Here is a 17,061-nt window from a genome sequence, read left to right on the forward strand (position 1 = left end):
AACCCTCAGAAACTGAAAGGGTTTTTTAATCCACCAAACCTTAAAATACTCTTAAAAAAAATAATTTCATCGTTAAAAGGTGATTTCAAACCCTTATCTTTGTTTTTCTAAAATTTTAAAATGGAACTCAAATTAAATCGCCCAATTTGCTTTTTCGACCTTGAAACTACCGGAGTAGATGTTGCCAAAGATCGAATTGTGGAAATCGCTATCTTTAAAGTTTATCCCAACGGAAACAAAGAAAGTAAAACCTGGTTGGTGAATCCGGAAATGAAAATTCCATTTTTATCTACTCAAGTTCATGGCATTACCGATGAGAAAGTAGCCAACGAACCCACATTCAAAGAACTTTCCGGTCAGATTTACAACATGATCAAAGATTCTGATTTAGCCGGATTTAATTCCGATCGATTTGATATTCCATTATTAGCCGAAGAATTATTACGTGCCGGAGTTGATTTTGATATGAAAAACAGAGTTTCAGTTGATGTACAAACCATTTTCCACAAAATGGAAGAGCGAACGTTAAGTGCGGCTTATAAATTTTATTGCGGACAATTACTTGAAAACGCTCATTCAGCTGAGGCCGACACCATGGCAACTTACGAAATTTTAAAAGCTCAATTAGAGCGTTATCCCGAATTGGAAAACGACATGAAATTGCTTTCTGAATTCACCACCCGTAAAAAATCTGTTGATTTCGCCGGTTTTATAGCGTTGAATGACAAAGGACAAGAAATTTTTACCTTCGGAAAACACAAAGGAGCGTTGGTTGAAAAAGTATTGGAAGAAGAACCCGGCTATTTCGGTTGGATTCAAAATGCCGATTTCCCGCTTTATACCAAAAAAGTCCTCACCGCCATCAAACTTAGAAAACTGAACAACAAACTAAGTTAAAAAACTCAGCATCTCAGTAACTCAGAACCTCAGCAACTTAAAAAAAATGAAAATCATCTGCATCGGACGAAATTACACCAAACACATCGAAGAGCTCCACAACGAGCGACCCGAAGAACCGGTTGTTTTTTTAAAACCGGATAGTGCGGTTTTGCTCAAACAGCATCCGTTTGTAATTCCGGAGTTTAGTGATGACATTCATCATGAAGTTGAAATTTTAGTTCGGATTAATAAAGTAGGTAAATATATTGATGCCAAGTTCGCTCCTAATTATTATGACGAAATCGGACTTGGGATTGACTTCACTGCTCGCGATTTGCAAGCCAAACTCAAAGAGAAAGGCTTACCATGGGAAAAAGCCAAGGCTTTTGACGGTTCAGCGGTTATTGGTAGCTTTTTATCGAAAAAAGATTTCAGTTCCACAGAAAATATTAATTTTGAATTAAAATCCAACGGAAATACCGTTCAAAAGGGCAATACCAGCCATATGTTATGGAAGATTGACGAACTTATTGCTTATGTTTCTCAATACTTTACACTCAAAATTGGCGACATTATTTTTACCGGAACACCTGAAGGTGTGGCAAAAGTAAACCCGAACGACATCCTCGAAGGATTTATAGAAAACAAAAAACTATTCCGAATACAAGTAAAATAAAATCATGGCATTAAATTATAACTTAGCCAAAGTCTATGCACTTTCAGATAACGATCCCGAGTTCGTTCTCCAAATTATTACGCTGTTTGTGAGCGAAATCCCGGAAGATTTAAAGTTCGTCAAACAAGGCATTGAAGAAAAAAATCACAAATTGGCTTACAGCTATGCTCACAAAATAAAACCTACGCTTGATTTATTGGGAATGAATGTAGCTTACGAAGAGATTCTTCAGGTAGAAGCGTGGACCAAACGCGAAGGAAAAAGAAAAGAAATTAAAGAGATTTTCAAAAGTATCGAAGAGCAAGTAGAAAAGGCAGTTAAAGAAATTAATAAAGATTTCGAATTATAAGAAGCTATTCCGGCTATCCGCTGTAAGTCCTCACAAAAAAAAACTATTTTTCTAAGTCAAAAAAGGAGCTTCCGTTGGTCGCTCTTTTTTGCAAAGAAAAATTAGTTTTTTTAGTTCCGGGCTTTCCGCTACTATCCGGGCTAAAAGAGTAGCTGAGACACTGAGCTACTAAGTAGCTGAGTGATTTAGCAAAATAAAAATCTCAGCATCTCAGCAACTCAGTCACTCAGCACCTCAAAAAATGAAAGCAACCATCATCACCATTGGCGACGAAATTCTCATCGGTCAAATTACCGATACCAATTCCGGTTTCATTGCCAAAGCATTGAACAAAATTGGTGTCGAGGTGCACGAAATGATTTCAATCAGCGATGATAAGAATCACATTCTAGAAACTTTTGCAAAAGTGCAAAACCATGTTGATTTTGTCATCATAACAGGCGGTTTGGGTCCAACCAAAGACGATATTACCAAAATCACTTTTTGCGAATATTTTGAAGATATTTTACAACGAAATCAAGCCGTTGAAAATCACATCGTCGAACTTTTTACCAAAATGAATTTTGTGGTTTCGCAAGTCAATCGAGACCAAGCGATGGTTCCATCCAAGTGTATTGTTTTGCCAAATAATTTCGGAACCGCTCCCGGCATGTGGATGCAAAAAGAAAATACCGTTTTTGTCTCTTTGCCCGGCGTTCCCTATGAAATGAAAGCCATTGTAACCGACGAATTAATTCCAAAAATCGTCAACGAATACAAACGACCTTACATTTTACACAAAACCATTTTAACCTACGGTCAAGGCGAAAGCATCGTGGCAGAACGCATCGAAGAATGGGAAAATAATTTGCCAACATTTGTAAAATTAGCCTATTTACCAAGTCCTGGTCGCGTGCGTTTGCGTTTATCTGCTCGTGGATTAGACGAACAGTTTTTACAAACTACAATCAATGAATTGGTTGCTCAATTACAAGAAATTATCAGCGACATCATTGTTGGCTTTGAAGAGGATGAAAGTATAGAATTCGTTTTGGGTAAACTATTAAGTCAAAAGAAATTCACGCTTGCCACCGCTGAAAGTTGCACGGGAGGTAAGATTTCTGAAGTCATTACTTCTGTTGCGGGTTCCTCTGTTTATTTTCGTGGAGGAGTGGTAACTTATGCTACAGACACAAAAGTTTCTTTACTTAAAGTTAATCAATCAATCATTGATACCTATTCGGTTGTAAGTAAAGAGGTGGCAGAAGAAATGGCTTTGGGAGCTCAGAAATTACTTCAAACCGATTTCGCTATTTCAACGACAGGAAATGCAGGTCCATCCAAAGGCGATGCCGATGTAAAGGTTGGAACAGTTTGTTTTGCCATTGCTACTCCAAAAGGAGTTTTTTCAGAGGAGTTTAATTTTGGTCAACCGCGTCAAAAAGTGATAGATAGAGCAGTAAACAAAGGACTTGAACTACTTTTAAAAGAAATTTTAAAAAACTACTAAAATTTGTTTGTGTAATAGATTAGTTTTTTGTTTCTTTGCACCCTGATTTTGAATAACGATAAAAGATAAGCATAATGTCAAGAGTTTGTGACCTTACAGGTAAAAGAGCGATGGTAGGAAACAATGTTTCTCACGCGATGAACAAAACTAAGAGAAAATTTTCAGTAAACTTAGTTAAAAAACGTTTCTATCTTGCTGAAGAAGACAGATGGATTTCGCTTAGAGTAGCAGCATCTACTATTAAAACAATTAATAAAAAAGGGTTAGCCGCTGTGTTGAAAGATGCAAAAGCTAAAGGATTTATTTCTTAATTCCACCTTATTAAATATACTGAAAAATGGCAAAGAAAGGCAATAGAATCCAAGTAATTTTAGAGTGTACAGAGCACAAAACTTCAGGTGTACCTGGAACGTCTCGTTATATCACAACTAAAAACAAAAAAAATACTCCTGATAGATTAGAGATTAAAAAATTTAATCCAATCTTGAAAAAAGTAACAGTTCACAAAGAAATTAAATAAGATAAGAAATGGCAAAGAAAACCGTAGCAACGTTACAAACAGCGTCAAAAAGATTAACTAAAGCCATTAAAATGGTAAAATCTCCTAAAACAGGAGCTTATACTTTCGTTGAATCAGTAATGGCACCAGAATTAGTAGATAGTTTCTTAAACAAGAAATAATTTACTCACAATAGTATAGATAAAGCTACTTTCATTGAAAGTAGCTTTTTTATTTTATCTTTGTATTCATAATTTTGTATCAAATATAATCAACTAGAATATGAGTTTTTTTAAACGAATATTTTCATCCGAAAAAAAAGAAACGTTAGACAAAGGTTTAGAACAAACTAAAACTTCTTTTTTTGCCAAGTTAACCAAAGCTGTAGCCGGAAAATCATCTGTAGATGAAGATGTTTTAGATAATTTAGAAGAAGTATTGGTTTCTTCTGATGTGGGTGTAAAAACCACTCTAAAAATCATTGATAGAATTGAAGAGCGTGTTGCCAGAGACAAGTACTTAGGAACAGACGAACTCAATAAGATTCTCCGTGAAGAAATTGCCGGACTTTTATCTGAAACAAATTCAGGTGAAGCTTCTGAGTTTGAAATTCCAGCCAACAAAAAACCGTATGTTATTATGGTTGTGGGTGTAAATGGTGTGGGTAAAACAACTACCATCGGAAAATTAGCCTATCAATTTAAAAAAGCCGGACATAAAGTGGTTTTAGGAGCAGCGGATACTTTTCGTGCGGCAGCAATAGACCAATTGCAAATTTGGGCAGATCGGGTTGGTGTGCCAATCGTTAGACAACAAATGGGAAGTGATCCTGCTTCTGTTGCATTTGATACTTTGCAAAGTGCGGTGACACAAGGTGCTGATGTGGTTATAATTGACACAGCCGGTCGTTTGCACAATAAAGTAAATTTAATGAACGAGCTTACCAAAGTAAAACGTGTCATGCAAAAAGTGGTGGGCGATGCTCCTCATGATGTATTATTGGTTTTAGATGGTTCAACCGGTCAAAATGCATTCGAACAAGCCAGAGAATTCACTGCAGCTACCGAGGTGTCATGCTTAGCAGTTACAAAATTAGATGGTACCGCAAAAGGTGGCGTAGTGATTGGTATATCAGATCAGTTCCAAATTCCGGTTAAATATATCGGTGTAGGCGAGGGAATTGAAGACTTACAGGTTTTCAATAAATATGAATTTGTAGATTCTTTTTTTAAATAATGGAAGAGCCAAAAGTTTTTAATAAATACCTAGTTTCGTTAACCAAAATTGTTTCGGTTTACAGCTTTTTTTTTGTACTACTTAAATCTATTGCAATTTTAAGAGGTGCTTGGATGATTCCGAATATCATCTTAGCTATTCCATTCATAATTATGGGAATTTTGACGGCTTATACAGTTCTTTATAAAAAATATTCTTGGATAATCACAATTGTTACTGTTACACTTATTATTGTTGTTCGCTATTACGAAGGAGATTGGGTTTACTCTTTACAAAATAAATATGGAAATTAAATCAGAAAGTTATTATTTCAAAAATGAATAAGGATAGGAATCCAATTATCACCGTTTCTGAATTAAAAACTCTCTGCAAAGCTAATAATATATTTATTCTTGATGTAAGCAACGGAAAAGATGCTCAATCAAATTACAATCAAAAACACCTAGACGGAGCCATTTTTGTAGATTTAAATACAGAACTTGCCGAAATTAAAGAGGATTTATCAAGAGGAGGAAGACATCCTTTACCATCAATAAAAAATTTTTCTCAGCTACTTTCAAAAATAGGAATTACTCCAAATAGTCATGTAGTTTTATACGACGATAAAAGTGGTGCTAATGCGGCAGCTCGAATGTGGTGGATGTTAAAATCTATCGGACACGAAAAAGTACAAGTGCTTAACGGCGGTTTTCAAGAAGCAGAAAAACAAAATTTTCCAATAAATTCAAAAATAGAAACCCCTATTTCAGTTCAAGATTACAGAATTAAAAAATGGGAATTACCATTGGCAACAATTGATGAAGTTGAGAAGACATCTGTCCATCAAGATGGTTTAATCATAGACGTTCGCGAAACTTCTCGATTTAATGGTGAGGTTGAACCAATTGATTTAATTTCCGGACATATTCCAAATGCAATTAATATTCCTTTTTCAACCAATTTGGATGAAAATGGACTTTTCTTATCTTCTGAAAAATTAAAAGGAAAATATAAAAATGTATTCGAAAGCAACAATTCTAAATCAATTATTGTTCATTGTGGATCGGGAGTAACAGCGTGTCATACACTTTTAGCCATGTCTTGTGCGGGATTTGAAATTCCAAAATTGTATGTTGGTTCTTGGAGTGAATGGAGTAGAAATAATAAACCAATTGCTGTTGGTAAACCTTAAATTATTGAATTATTACATTAATGTTTTTCCGCAATTAATTATCAAAATCTGATAAAGTAAAATTTTCAATATCGTTAACTTTTTCGTCAAAATAATTGTAATTTTAAACTTTATTTTTAAAAGATGAAACCATTTTATTATTTCCTTCTTTTTTCAGTTGCTTTGATTTCTTGTCAAGAAAAAGTTTCACCCGAATCCATTTCAAAAATAAATGGTTATTGGGAAATACAAAAAGTACAATTGCCCGATGGGCAGGAAAAAGAATATAACATCAATGAAACGGTTGATTATATTGAGTGGAATGGAAAAACCGGTTATCGCAAAAAAGTAAAACCACAATTTGATGGAAAATTCTTAACCAATGATGAATTGGAGAGTATTCAAATTAAAGATAGTTCCGGCGTTTTTCAAATTCATTATAAAACCAATTTTGCTCAATGGAGTGAAGATATCCTTGTTTTAACCGATAGCATTTTAGTGCTCAAAAACAGGCAGAATTTAGAATATCATTACAAACGTTTCAAACCCATTACAATACAATAATGGCCAAACGATTAAGCAACGAAAGTTCGATTTCAGAAGTAATCAAAGCGTTTATTGAAAATAATAAGCTTCAATCCGGCATGGACAAAATCGATGTAGAAAAGGCTTGGAAAGATTTGATGGGAAATGGAGTGAATACCTATACTCAAGAAGTAATTCTGAAAGGATCTACATTATATGTTACCCTAACATCTTCAGTTCTACGCGAAGAACTTAGTCATGGAAAACAAAAAATCATTATTATGCTCAATGATGAATTACGGAAAGAAGTTGTAAAGGAATTGGTTTTAAGATAAATTGTAATCTTAATCAATTACTCTCTTCAAAATATATCTATCACTTGTATATAAAAAAAGGCTGTCCTTTCGAACAGCCTTTCTTCAATTGTTAGAAAAATTATCGATTTGCAGATATTATTTTCTTCGTTTCACTTCCTCTATCAGTAATTACTTTTAAGATATAAACTTGACTAGATTCGCGAACCGTTGTTAAATTAATGGTATATTCTTTATTCAGATAACCATTAGTATCATTTGCTTTATGAATTAATCTTCCTTTTAAATCATATACTTCAACTTGAACAGGTGAATTATAATCAAAAGTATACCTGATTGTTAAGTCATCTACAAATGGTAAAGGATAAACATCAAATGAAACGTTTGAATCAAAGATTCCTCTTTGTGGTCCTTGAGGATTTGAAGCTGGTAAAACAACAATAGTTTGTTTATGAACTATCGTATTACCGCAAGCATCCTCTGCAGTCCATATTCTGTAAATCTCATAATCACAATCGTTATCGTTTGATCTAACTTCTTTGTAAGAAACCTCTACTTCGCTACAGTTATCAGTGGCTGTAATCGCTGGAATAGCCGGAATTGCATCACAAGCCACAGCCACATCAGCCGGTAAGCTTTCAACAAAAGTTGGAGCTTCAGTATCAGAAACTACAATGGTTTGTTTGTGAGTAGTTGTGTTTCCACAAGCATCTTCAGCAGTCCAAATTCTGTAGATTTCATACTGACAACCTTGACCGGAAGTTACTTCTTTATAAGTTACTTCTGCAGCACCACAATTATCCGTTGCCGTTATTGTTGGAATAGCCGGAATTGCATCGCAAGCTACAGCCACATCAGTCGGTAAGCTTTCAACAAATGTTGGAGCTTCAGTATCAGAAACTACAATGGTTTGTTTGTGAGTAGTTGTGTTTCCACAAGCATCTTCAGCAGTCCAAATTCTGTAGATTTCATATTGACAACCTTGACCGGAAGTTACTTCTTTATAAGTTACTTCTGCAGCACCACAATTATCCGTTGCCGTTATCGTTGGAATAGCCGGAATTGCATCGCAAGCTACAGCCACATCAGTCGGTAAGCTTTCAACAAATGTTGGAGCTTCAGTATCAGAAACTACAATGGTTTGTTTGTGAGTAGTTGTGTTTCCACAAGCATCTTCAGCAGTCCAAATTCTGTAGATTTCATATTGACAACCTTGACCGGAAGTTACTTCTTTATAAGTTACTTCTGCAGCACCACAATTATCCGTTGCCGTTATTGTTGGAATAGCCGGAATTGCATCGCAAGCTACAGCCACATCAGTCGGTAAGCTTTCAACAAATGTTGGAGCTTCAGTATCAGAAACTACAATGGTTTGTTTGTGAGTAGTTGTGTTTCCACAAGCATCTTCAGCAGTCCAAATTCTGTAGATTTCATATTGACAACCTTGACCGGAAGTTACTTCTTTATAAGTTACTTCTGCAGCACCACAATTATCCATTGCCGTTATCGTTGGAATAGCCGGAATTGCATCACAAGCTACTGCCACATCAGCCGGTAAGCTTTCAACAAAAGTTGGAGCGGTGTTGTCATGAACAGTAATGGTTTGTTTATGGAAAATATAATTTCCACAAGAGTCAGTTGCTTTCCACAATCTTACTAATGTATAGTCATTAGGACATGTACCGTCAATTCTGGTTTCAAAAAACAGAATAGTTGGAACACTACAATTGTCAGTCGCAGTTACATTGGCAGGTTGTGGAACTTGATCACATTCTACAGTAACATTCTGTGGTAATTGACCTGTAAACATAGGATTTGTTGTGTCTTGCACCGTGATGGTTTGCGTATGAACAGTTGTGTTTCCACACTCATCCTCAGCTGTCCAAACTCTTACTAAAGTATAGTTTGAAGGACAGTTACCGTCAGTTCTGGTTTCTTTGTAAGATACCTCAGCTGAACCACAATTATCAGTAGCAGTTAACGTCATCGCCATTGGTACAGCGTCACATTCTACTGTCATATCCATTGGAAGATCTTCTACAAAAGCAGGAGCCGTTGTATCTTGCACCGTGATGGTTTGTTTGTGAACAGTTGTGTTACCACACTCATCCTCAGCTGTCCAAACTCTTACTAATGTATAGTTTGATGGACAGTTACCATCAGTTCTGGTTTCTTTGTAAGATACCTCAGCTGAACCACAATTGTCAGTAGCAGTTAATGTCATCTCCATTGGTACAGCGTCACATTCTACTGTCATATCCATTGGAAGATCTTCTACAAAAGCAGGAGCCGTTGTATCTTGCACCGTGATGGTTTGCGTATGAACGGTTGTGTTACCACACTCATCCATAGCTGTCCAAGTTCTAACTAAAGTATAGCTTGAAGGACAGTTTCCATCATTACGTATTTCACCGTATTCAACAGAAGCTGAACCACAATTATCAGTAGCAGTTAACGTCATCGCCATTGGTACAGCGTCACATTCTACTGTCATATCCATTGGAAGATCTTCTACAAAAGCAGGAGCGTTTGTATCTTGCACCGTGATGGTTTGTTTGTGAACAGTTGTGTTTCCACACTCATCCTCAGCTGTCCATACTCTTACTAGAGTATAGTTTGAAGGACAGTTACCATCAGTTCTGGTTTCTTTGTAAGATACCTCAGCTGAACCACAGTTATCAGTAGCAGTTAATGTCATCGCCAATGGTACAGCGTCACATTCTACTGTCATATCCATTGGAAGATCTTCTACAAAAGCAGGAGCCGTTGTATCTTGAACCGTGATAGTTTGTTTGTGAACAGTTGTGTTTCCACACTCATCCTCAGCTGTCCAAACTCTTACTAGAGTATAGTTTGATGGACAGTTACCGTCAGTTCTGGTTTCTTTGTAAGATACCTCAGCCGCACCACAATTATCAGTAGCAGTTAAAACAGGAATAGCCGGAATAGCATCACAAGAGACAGCTACATCGGCCGGTAAATCTTCAAAAAAAGTTGGTCCTACATTATCATTCACCACAATAGTTTGTTTGTGAACGGTAGTATTACCACACTCATCTTCGGCAGTCCAAATTCTGTAAATTTCATAGGAACAGCCTTCACCTGAATTAACTTCTTTATAGGTTACTTCAGCAGCACCACAATTATCAGTAGCAGTTAAAACAGGAACAGCCGGTATAGCATCACAAGAGACAGCTACATCGGCCGGTAAATCTTCAACAAAAGTTGGTCCTACATTATCATTCACCACAATAGTTTGTTTGTGAACAGTTGTGTTGCCACACTCATCTTCGGCAGTCCAAATTCTGTAAATTTCATATGAACAGCCTTCACCTGAATTAACTTCTTTATAGGTTACTTCAGCAGCACCACAATTATCAGTAGCAGTTAAAACAGGAACAACCGGTATAGCATCACAAGAGACAGCTACATCGGCCGGTAAATCTTCAACAAAAGTTGGTCCTACATTATCATTCACTACAATTGTTTGTTTGTGAACGGTAGTATTGCCACACTCATCTTCGGCAGTCCATATTCTGTAAATTTCATAGGAGCAGCCTTCGCCTGAGTTAACTTCTTTATAAGTTACTTCCGCAGCACCACAATTATCAGTAGCGGTTAAAACAGGAACAGCCGGAATAGCATCACAAGAGACAGCTACATCGGCCGGTAAATCTTCAACAAAAGTTGGTCCTACATTATCATTCACTACAATTGTTTGTTTGTGAACGGTTGTATTGCCACACTCATCTTCGGCAGTCCATATTCTGTAAATTTCATAGGAGCAGCCTTCGCCTGAGTTAACTTCTTTATAAGTTACTTCCGCAGCACCACAATTATCAGTAGCGGTTAAAACAAGAACAGCCGGAATAGCATCACAAGAGACAGCTACATCGGCCGGTAAATCTTCAACAAAAGTTGGTCCTACATTATCATTCACTACAATTGTTTGTTTGTGAACGGTTGTATTGCCACACTCATCTTCGGCAGTCCAAATTCTATAAATTTCATACGAGCAACCTTCACCTGAAATAACTTCTTTGTATGAAACTTCTGTATCGGTACAAGAATCTGAGGCAGTAAGAGTAGGTACTGTAGGAACTTCATCCGGACAATTTACTGCTAAATCTTGAGGAAGATATTCGTTAAAAGTAGGAGGAGTAGTGTCAACAACATTTATGATTTGAATATTAATTCCAATACAAAAATGCCAATTATATACCAAACAAACCCTAACAAAAGTTTGATGACATGGGTCAACAATAGGACAAACAAAAAATTTGATTCTTGAAAAGAAATTTACATTTAAGTTTGAAACTTGTTTTTCAACACCTCGTTCAGAAATTAAGCCTTCAAAAGTAAAATTACCTACAACAGCTATTTCATCATTTTTAGATTTAGTTGTGGTAGCGTAAAGTACATTTTCACTGTTGGTTAATTTGAGTGTTGATCCCTCGTAACCGTTAATTCCGGTTAGAGAATTTGTTTTGGATAAATCAATGACATATTCATTTAAATTATCATAATTGATACCAAATTGGCGAGTTAAGTTATCAGCATTAATTTTTGGATTGCTGTTTGCTTTTTTCTTTGTTAGCCAAAATGCATAATTGAACGCTAAGTCTTTTTGAGCTGAATTTACAATTGTTCCTAAAAGAACAGCTGTTCCATCGTTGTTTTCGATGAAATCTGTTTTTTCTGCAACAAAATTTGAATTAAAATCACCTGTTGAATTGCTAAGAACAAATTTAGATTGATCTGATGATAAATTCAGTTCAGAAGAACTGGTGTACATTCGAGATTGACCATGTCCTAAACTAAAGGTGTAACACCAAGGTGTGGCGTTTTGGTTTCTCGGAGAATACGGTGGTATTGGATTACCGCATTCCACAGTTAAAGTACTGAACTGAGAATAGATTGAAGTGTTTGAAGAACTAAAAAAAGTTAGTAAAACAACTAAAATCAAATTCAAAAAGTTAGTACGTAATGATTTTTCACTGGTTAATTTCATACGAATTAATTTTATTTAATTAAATTCTTTCTTGAATTATTTATTAAAAGTAGATTTTTCGTATTTGGGGGGCGGAGGCTAAATAAAGTTTAATTCATAGGCAATGCTTGTTTAATAGTTTATTAAAATGATGTTTTAAAAATAAAAAAAGTAGGTACAGACTTTATCAGAAATGTAAAGACTTAAAATTTGTTTTTGAAGTAAAGATGGGGTTGTCTTGTGTGGTACAATGGCTAAATTCTATCTATTTTATCAATACGTCAAATAAAATCGACGAAATGCATCATTTAATCTATTATGTGTAATTTTAACAATTGTTTTTGCTAAAACATGTTAATATATAGTAAATTTAATGTAAATAATGTAAAAAAAATCCCACTTCAATTTTAGAAATGGGATTTTGATATTTTAAATTTTCGATTTTCGTTCTCGAAAAATTATAATTAAAACATCTCTCTACCTGAAAAATGAAATGCACTTTCAATCGCCGCATTTTCATCAGAATCAGAACCGTGAACAGCATTTTCACCCATAGAAGTTGCATATTTTTTACGGATAGTTCCTTCTGCAGCATTTGCTGGATTGGTAGCACCAATTAAAGTCCTGAAGTCTTCCACAGCGTTTTCTTTTTCCAAAATAGCTGCAACGATAGGGCCACGCGTCATAAACTCTACCAATTCACCATAAAATGGTCTTTCAGCGTGAACAGCATAAAAAGCCTTTGCATCAGCCACTGTCAATTGCGTTAATTTCATTGCTACGATTCTGAAACCACCTTCCGTAATCATATTCAAAATCCCACCGATGTGTCCGTTTTCAACCGCATCCGGCTTAATCATTGTAAAAGTTCTATTTGTTGCCATTTTAATTTGCTTGTTTAAATTCGGGTGCAAAGGTAGGGTTTTTGTTTGAAGTTTCAAGTTTCAGGTTTCAAGTTTTTTTAGAAGCGAATGGCTTGGGCATTTTCAGGAATCCATTTTCCCGCTTTTCGTTCCAATTTTTTGTTCACGAGCAAAGCTCGCCAACAAAAAGATTTCCACTTCAATCGGGGCTAGGAGGGAAGCCGTTTAAGAATTAGTTTAGTAAAGAAATTTCAGTTCAAAAGGAAACTTAATTTTAAATTTTATAAAATCCTGATTTTTTATTACTTTTGATAAATATACTTTGCCATATGAAATCAGATGCAACCCTTTTAAATCAAAAACTTGAATTAATTCAATGGCTTTCTACTGTTGAAGATTCTTCTCTTATCAAAAAAATTATGGAATTGAGAAAGAAAGAAACTTCCGATTGGTGGAATTCAATTTCTGAAGAAGAAAAAAAATCCATTGATTTAGGACTCAAAGATGCAGAAGAGGGTAAGTTGAATTCTCACAATAAGGCTAGGGAAATCTATGAAAAGTGGTTATAGAATTCTCTGGACAGATAATGCTCTACTAGAATTAAAGAAAACGGTAAATTATTTAGAACAAAATTGGACGGAAAGAGAATTAAAGAAATTAGCAACCCAATTAGAAAAAACACTACAGTTAATTTCTCAAAATCCATATCTCTTTCAAGCCTCGGATGTTAAAAAAAATGTTCGAAGAGCAGTTATTCTATCTGTTAATTCAATGTATTATAGAATTTTAGAAAATGAAAATGAAATCTTGTCATTTTTTTCAAATCGTCAAAATCCAGATAAAAGAAAATTAAAATAATCTACAAAACCACCACTTTAAATTCCATCTCCAACGGTTTCAATTCCTTCAACAATTTTTCAATCAATTCTTCACCAAATTCCACATAAAACTCAGCAAAATTTACTTTTCGTTCCTGTAAACTTTGGTTCGGGAACAATTCATTTTGCAACGAAATAATGCGGTTTAAATGTTCTTGGTGAACTCGTTTTTCCGCTTTTAATAAACGTTTTTCTAAATTTTCTAAACCTTTAATTTGTTTGGCTTCTTGAGCTTTTACAGCTCCTAAAAACGATTTATCGGTAGCTTTAGCCATTTCGTGAAGTGCTTCAAATTGCTTTTTCAACGCTTCTTTTTGAGCCGAAAAATCAATCGTAAAATCAGAAAGTAATTTGGTCTTTTGGTCAAATAATTCTTGCTGATTTAAAAATAAATCACGCCAAGTCAATTGCAATTTATCTGCTTTTTTGGCTTGTTTTTCCGTTGCCAACAAAACCGAATTACGTAGTAATAAAATCGGGAAAGTCACTTTCTGACTTTCGAAAAACGATTTTAATTCCAACCAATACGCCAATTCGCCACCCCCGCCAATGTAGCATAAATTCGGCAAAATGACTTCTTGGTATAAAGGTCTTAACAACACATTCGGACTAAATTTTTCAGGATGATTGTCAACTTCTTTCACTATTTCATCTTCCGAAAAAGTCATTTTTGTATTCAAAACAGCATAACTTCCGTTTTCAAAAACAATTCGCTCACGCAAATTATCTTCAATATAAAACAGATTAATTTCCCTCGGATTCACTTGAATCGAATAGGATTCCAACGAAGGAATTGTTTCATTCACTTTCGTAAAAGCTGTTTGCTGCAACAACTCATTTTTGATGTAAGGAATAAACGATTTTTTCAAATCAGTATCATCACCATCAATAATAACCAAACCTTCTTTGGCAAACAATTCGTTCGCTAAATACCGAGTGGCATCAGCTAAATTCGTATGATTCAAATACGCTTTTTTGAAAAGGTTTTTAAGGTATTCAGCATTTTTTCCTAAACCAATTTCTGATTCAAAAACGGCAAAAACTTCTTCTAAACCTTCAGTGGATAATCGGCCTACCGGACCAAAACTTTCCCGATTCCAACTAATTTTTTTATGTTGAAAAGTAAAATAATTAATTTCTTCAAAATCATGATCTTCCGTCGCCATCCAATAAATGGGTACAAAATTGTTTTCGGGAAATTCTTTTTTTAATTGTTTACACAAATTAATGGTCGAAATAATTTTATATAAAAAATACAATGGACCTGTAAACAAATTCAATTGATGTCCGGTTGTAATCGTAAAAGTGTTGTATTGGTTTAAAAGTTGAATGTTGTTCAAAGTCGTTTCAGATGTTTGAATTGACTCATATTGCTTTTCTAAAACTGAAACTAAAATTTCCCTTTTGAATTTCCCATTGATATTGTCATTGCCATTGTCATTGCCATTGTCATTGTCCCCTTTTTCCTCCAACTGTAACTTAAAATTTCCCAAGTTCGGAAATCGATGATATAAAGCTTTCAACTCCGATTTTTCATTCAGATAATCGTTGATTAAGGATGAAAAATATCCGGATTCTTGATAGCTGATACAGTCGGTTGGCATAGTTTGAAAGTTTTCGTAAAAATAAAGAAAATAAAAGTAGTGAAAAGTGGTTTAACAATTGGTTGGGAAATATCAAGTTTTACTATTAATGGAATGTATTGCAAACTATTTTTGTTAAATTTGTTTATAAACTAAATGTTCATGAAAAAGTTTTTTTTCTTCACGTTACTGATTTCGTTTCAATCGATTAGTCAAAGTTTACTGAGAATTGAACCCGAAAATTTTTCAAATGTTTATTTTTTTGGGGGTATTGCCAGCTTTAATAATAGTGAAATTGCAGTTTCAGGCTATGATGCAATGCCTCCGAATGGTACTCTTAAACTATATCTTTTTAATTATGAATCTTCAGGAATTTCACCAAATGGTATCTTGAATTCACCGGAAGCAAATCAATTTTTTGGAGGTGGAATAGAAATGACAGATAATTATTTGTTTGTCGGCTCAACAACTAACAATACTAATATTACAAACGGAGGTGCGGTTTATGTATTTAAAAAGGTAAATTCAACTTGGGAATATTTACAAAAAATTCAGCCAGCTACCCAACATGAGAATGATTATTTTGGTTCAAATATAAAAATTCATAACGGACAATTATTCATCACTTCTTTCGGCTATGATGCAAATGGAGATGCTTCAATAAATGAAGGTGCAGTTTATGTGTTTAATCAAAATGAAGATGCTTTTTCATTTCAGCAAATAATAACCACAACTCCCGAAAATACAGGTTTTGGTATTTTATTAGATATTGAAAATGATATGTTAGTGACGACTTCAACTAATTCAGCGAATGATTTTATTCATGTTTTTACGGTAGAAAATTCTAATTGGGAGTTGGTAAACACGACTCTCATGCCTACGTTTAATTTTGAATCTAGTCCGGATATTTATATTCCCCATTTTTTCAGAGTGAGTTTTTCAAATCTTAAATTGTATATGTATGATATTGTAGATTTAGAATTTGATTTGTTAGGACAAAAAATGATTAAAATTTATAATTGGTCTGAAGATTTTGAAGAATGGAGTTTTGCGGAAGATTTTATATTTCAAGAAGGAGATTATTATGAGTATAAAGTAAAAGTAAGTGGCAATAATATGTTTATAATTCCAGTAGGATTTTATATTTTACAGATGGAACGAAAAAATCCTGCTTTTCATTTTGTTAATAATGAAGGAAACTGGAATTATAATAATACTTATGCTGGGATGAGTTCTTATACCAATGATAATTTTGGGCATTTTACTTTAGTAAAAGGAAATAAAGTTTTATTTGGAAATGCAAATGAATATTGGACACAACCTATAATGGCTGCAAATGGAGGAGCGTATATGTTAGACGTTACTTTAGGAATCAACGAATTTGAAACTAATAATTTCGTTATTTATCCAAATCCAACTGATGGGAAAATATCTATTTATGCTCAAAATAGTGAAACTTCTTCTGTTGAAATTTATAATAGTTTGGGCAAAAAAGTATTAGAATCTAAGTCAACAATTTCTGAGATTGATATTTCTAATTTGACAGCAGGAATCTATTTTTGTAGAATAACTTCAAATGATAATTCTATAATTTATCAAAAGATTATAAAGAGATAAAAGCTATTTTTGC

The 17,061-nt window shown here is 34.5% G+C and carries 18 protein-coding genes; 15 read left to right on the forward strand and 3 right to left on the reverse strand.

Going from position 1 to position 17,061, the window contains the following annotated elements; genetic code table 11:
- Positions 1 to 120 precede the first annotated feature (120 nt).
- From EQG68_RS11165 to EQG68_RS11220, 12 genes are all read left to right on the forward strand, one after another.
- A complete protein-coding gene (locus EQG68_RS11165; RefSeq protein ID WP_129464969.1) occupies positions 121 to 897 on the forward strand; it encodes a 3'-5' exonuclease in 777 nt (258 codons plus the stop codon).
- A 46-nt stretch (positions 898 to 943) separates the two neighbouring features.
- Positions 944 to 1,555: a fumarylacetoacetate hydrolase family protein gene (locus EQG68_RS11170; RefSeq protein ID WP_129464970.1), complete on the forward strand. Its 612-nt coding sequence runs from the start codon at positions 944 to 946 to the stop codon at positions 1,553 to 1,555.
- Between the two features lie 4 nt (positions 1,556 to 1,559).
- Positions 1,560 to 1,904: an Hpt domain-containing protein gene (locus EQG68_RS11175; protein ID WP_129464971.1), complete on the forward strand. Its 345-nt coding sequence runs from the start codon at positions 1,560 to 1,562 to the stop codon at positions 1,902 to 1,904.
- 241 nt (positions 1,905 to 2,145) lie between these two features.
- Positions 2,146 to 3,393: a CinA family nicotinamide mononucleotide deamidase-related protein gene (locus EQG68_RS11180; protein WP_129464972.1), complete on the forward strand. Its 1,248-nt coding sequence runs from the start codon at positions 2,146 to 2,148 to the stop codon at positions 3,391 to 3,393.
- A gap of 74 nt (positions 3,394 to 3,467) precedes the next feature.
- Entirely contained in the window at positions 3,468 to 3,704 is a 237-nt protein-coding gene (gene rpmB, locus EQG68_RS11185; RefSeq protein WP_112087259.1) for a 50S ribosomal protein L28, read from the forward strand.
- A gap of 26 nt (positions 3,705 to 3,730) precedes the next feature.
- Positions 3,731 to 3,913, forward strand: a complete 183-nt coding sequence (rpmG, locus tag EQG68_RS11190) for a 50S ribosomal protein L33 (protein WP_112087260.1) — start codon at positions 3,731 to 3,733, stop codon at positions 3,911 to 3,913.
- 8 nt (positions 3,914 to 3,921) lie between these two features.
- Positions 3,922 to 4,074: a DUF4295 domain-containing protein gene (locus EQG68_RS11195; protein WP_129464973.1), complete on the forward strand. Its 153-nt coding sequence runs from the start codon at positions 3,922 to 3,924 to the stop codon at positions 4,072 to 4,074.
- A gap of 100 nt (positions 4,075 to 4,174) precedes the next feature.
- Complete coding sequence (gene ftsY / locus EQG68_RS11200) at positions 4,175 to 5,128, forward strand: signal recognition particle-docking protein FtsY (RefSeq protein ID WP_129464974.1); 954 nt, start codon at positions 4,175 to 4,177, stop codon at positions 5,126 to 5,128.
- Positions 5,128 to 5,421, forward strand: a complete 294-nt coding sequence (locus EQG68_RS11205) for a hypothetical protein (protein ID WP_129464975.1) — start codon at positions 5,128 to 5,130, stop codon at positions 5,419 to 5,421. The genes ftsY and EQG68_RS11205 overlap by 1 nt, the downstream gene beginning before the upstream one ends.
- Before the next feature lie 23 nt (positions 5,422 to 5,444).
- A complete protein-coding gene (locus EQG68_RS11210) occupies positions 5,445 to 6,299 on the forward strand; it encodes a sulfurtransferase (RefSeq protein WP_129464976.1) in 855 nt (284 codons plus the stop codon).
- Between the two features lie 123 nt (positions 6,300 to 6,422).
- Positions 6,423 to 6,842: a lipocalin family protein gene (locus EQG68_RS11215; protein ID WP_129464977.1), complete on the forward strand. Its 420-nt coding sequence runs from the start codon at positions 6,423 to 6,425 to the stop codon at positions 6,840 to 6,842.
- Positions 6,842 to 7,138, forward strand: coding sequence for a DUF721 domain-containing protein (locus tag EQG68_RS11220; RefSeq protein WP_129464978.1), 297 nt, complete (start codon positions 6,842 to 6,844; stop codon positions 7,136 to 7,138). The genes EQG68_RS11215 and EQG68_RS11220 overlap by 1 nt, the downstream gene beginning before the upstream one ends.
- Positions 7,139 to 7,238: 100 nt before the next feature.
- Here the strand turns inward: EQG68_RS11220 and EQG68_RS11225 are convergent, their stop codons facing one another.
- Both EQG68_RS11225 and EQG68_RS11230 read right to left on the reverse strand, forming a co-directional pair.
- Positions 7,239 to 12,128: a T9SS type A sorting domain-containing protein gene (locus EQG68_RS11225; protein WP_129464979.1), complete on the reverse strand. Its 4,890-nt coding sequence runs from the start codon at positions 12,126 to 12,128 to the stop codon at positions 7,239 to 7,241.
- Positions 12,129 to 12,571: 443 nt separating this feature from the next.
- On the reverse strand, positions 12,572 to 12,991 hold the full coding sequence (locus EQG68_RS11230) for a nucleoside-diphosphate kinase (RefSeq protein ID WP_129464980.1): 420 nt from the start codon (positions 12,989 to 12,991) through the stop codon (positions 12,572 to 12,574).
- Between the two features lie 308 nt (positions 12,992 to 13,299).
- Between EQG68_RS11230 and EQG68_RS11235 the strand changes: the two genes are divergently transcribed.
- The gene (locus EQG68_RS11235; RefSeq protein ID WP_129464981.1) at positions 13,300 to 13,539 is read left to right on the forward strand and encodes a hypothetical protein; all 240 of its coding nucleotides are present in this window, start codon (positions 13,300 to 13,302) and stop codon (positions 13,537 to 13,539) included.
- Positions 13,523 to 13,828 carry a type II toxin-antitoxin system RelE/ParE family toxin gene (locus EQG68_RS11240; protein WP_129464982.1) on the forward strand — a complete coding sequence of 102 codons (306 nt, stop codon included), beginning with the start codon at positions 13,523 to 13,525 and terminating at the stop codon, positions 13,826 to 13,828. The genes EQG68_RS11235 and EQG68_RS11240 overlap by 17 nt, the downstream gene beginning before the upstream one ends.
- 1 nt (position 13,829) lies before the next feature.
- On the opposite strand, the gene bshC is transcribed toward EQG68_RS11240, so the two are convergent.
- Positions 13,830 to 15,452 carry a bacillithiol biosynthesis cysteine-adding enzyme BshC gene (gene bshC / locus EQG68_RS11245; RefSeq protein WP_129464983.1) on the reverse strand — a complete coding sequence of 541 codons (1,623 nt, stop codon included), beginning with the start codon at positions 15,450 to 15,452 and terminating at the stop codon, positions 13,830 to 13,832.
- Positions 15,453 to 15,593: 141 nt separating this feature from the next.
- Between bshC and EQG68_RS11250 the strand changes: the two genes are divergently transcribed.
- Positions 15,594 to 17,048 carry a T9SS type A sorting domain-containing protein gene (locus tag EQG68_RS11250; RefSeq protein ID WP_164975440.1) on the forward strand — a complete coding sequence of 485 codons (1,455 nt, stop codon included), beginning with the start codon at positions 15,594 to 15,596 and terminating at the stop codon, positions 17,046 to 17,048.
- The last annotated feature ends 13 nt before the right edge of the window (positions 17,049 to 17,061 follow it).

The sequence above is a fragment of the Flavobacterium piscinae genome (genome assembly GCF_004122145.1).
GTDB classification, from domain to species: Bacteria; Bacteroidota; Bacteroidia; order Flavobacteriales; family Flavobacteriaceae; genus Flavobacterium; species Flavobacterium piscinae.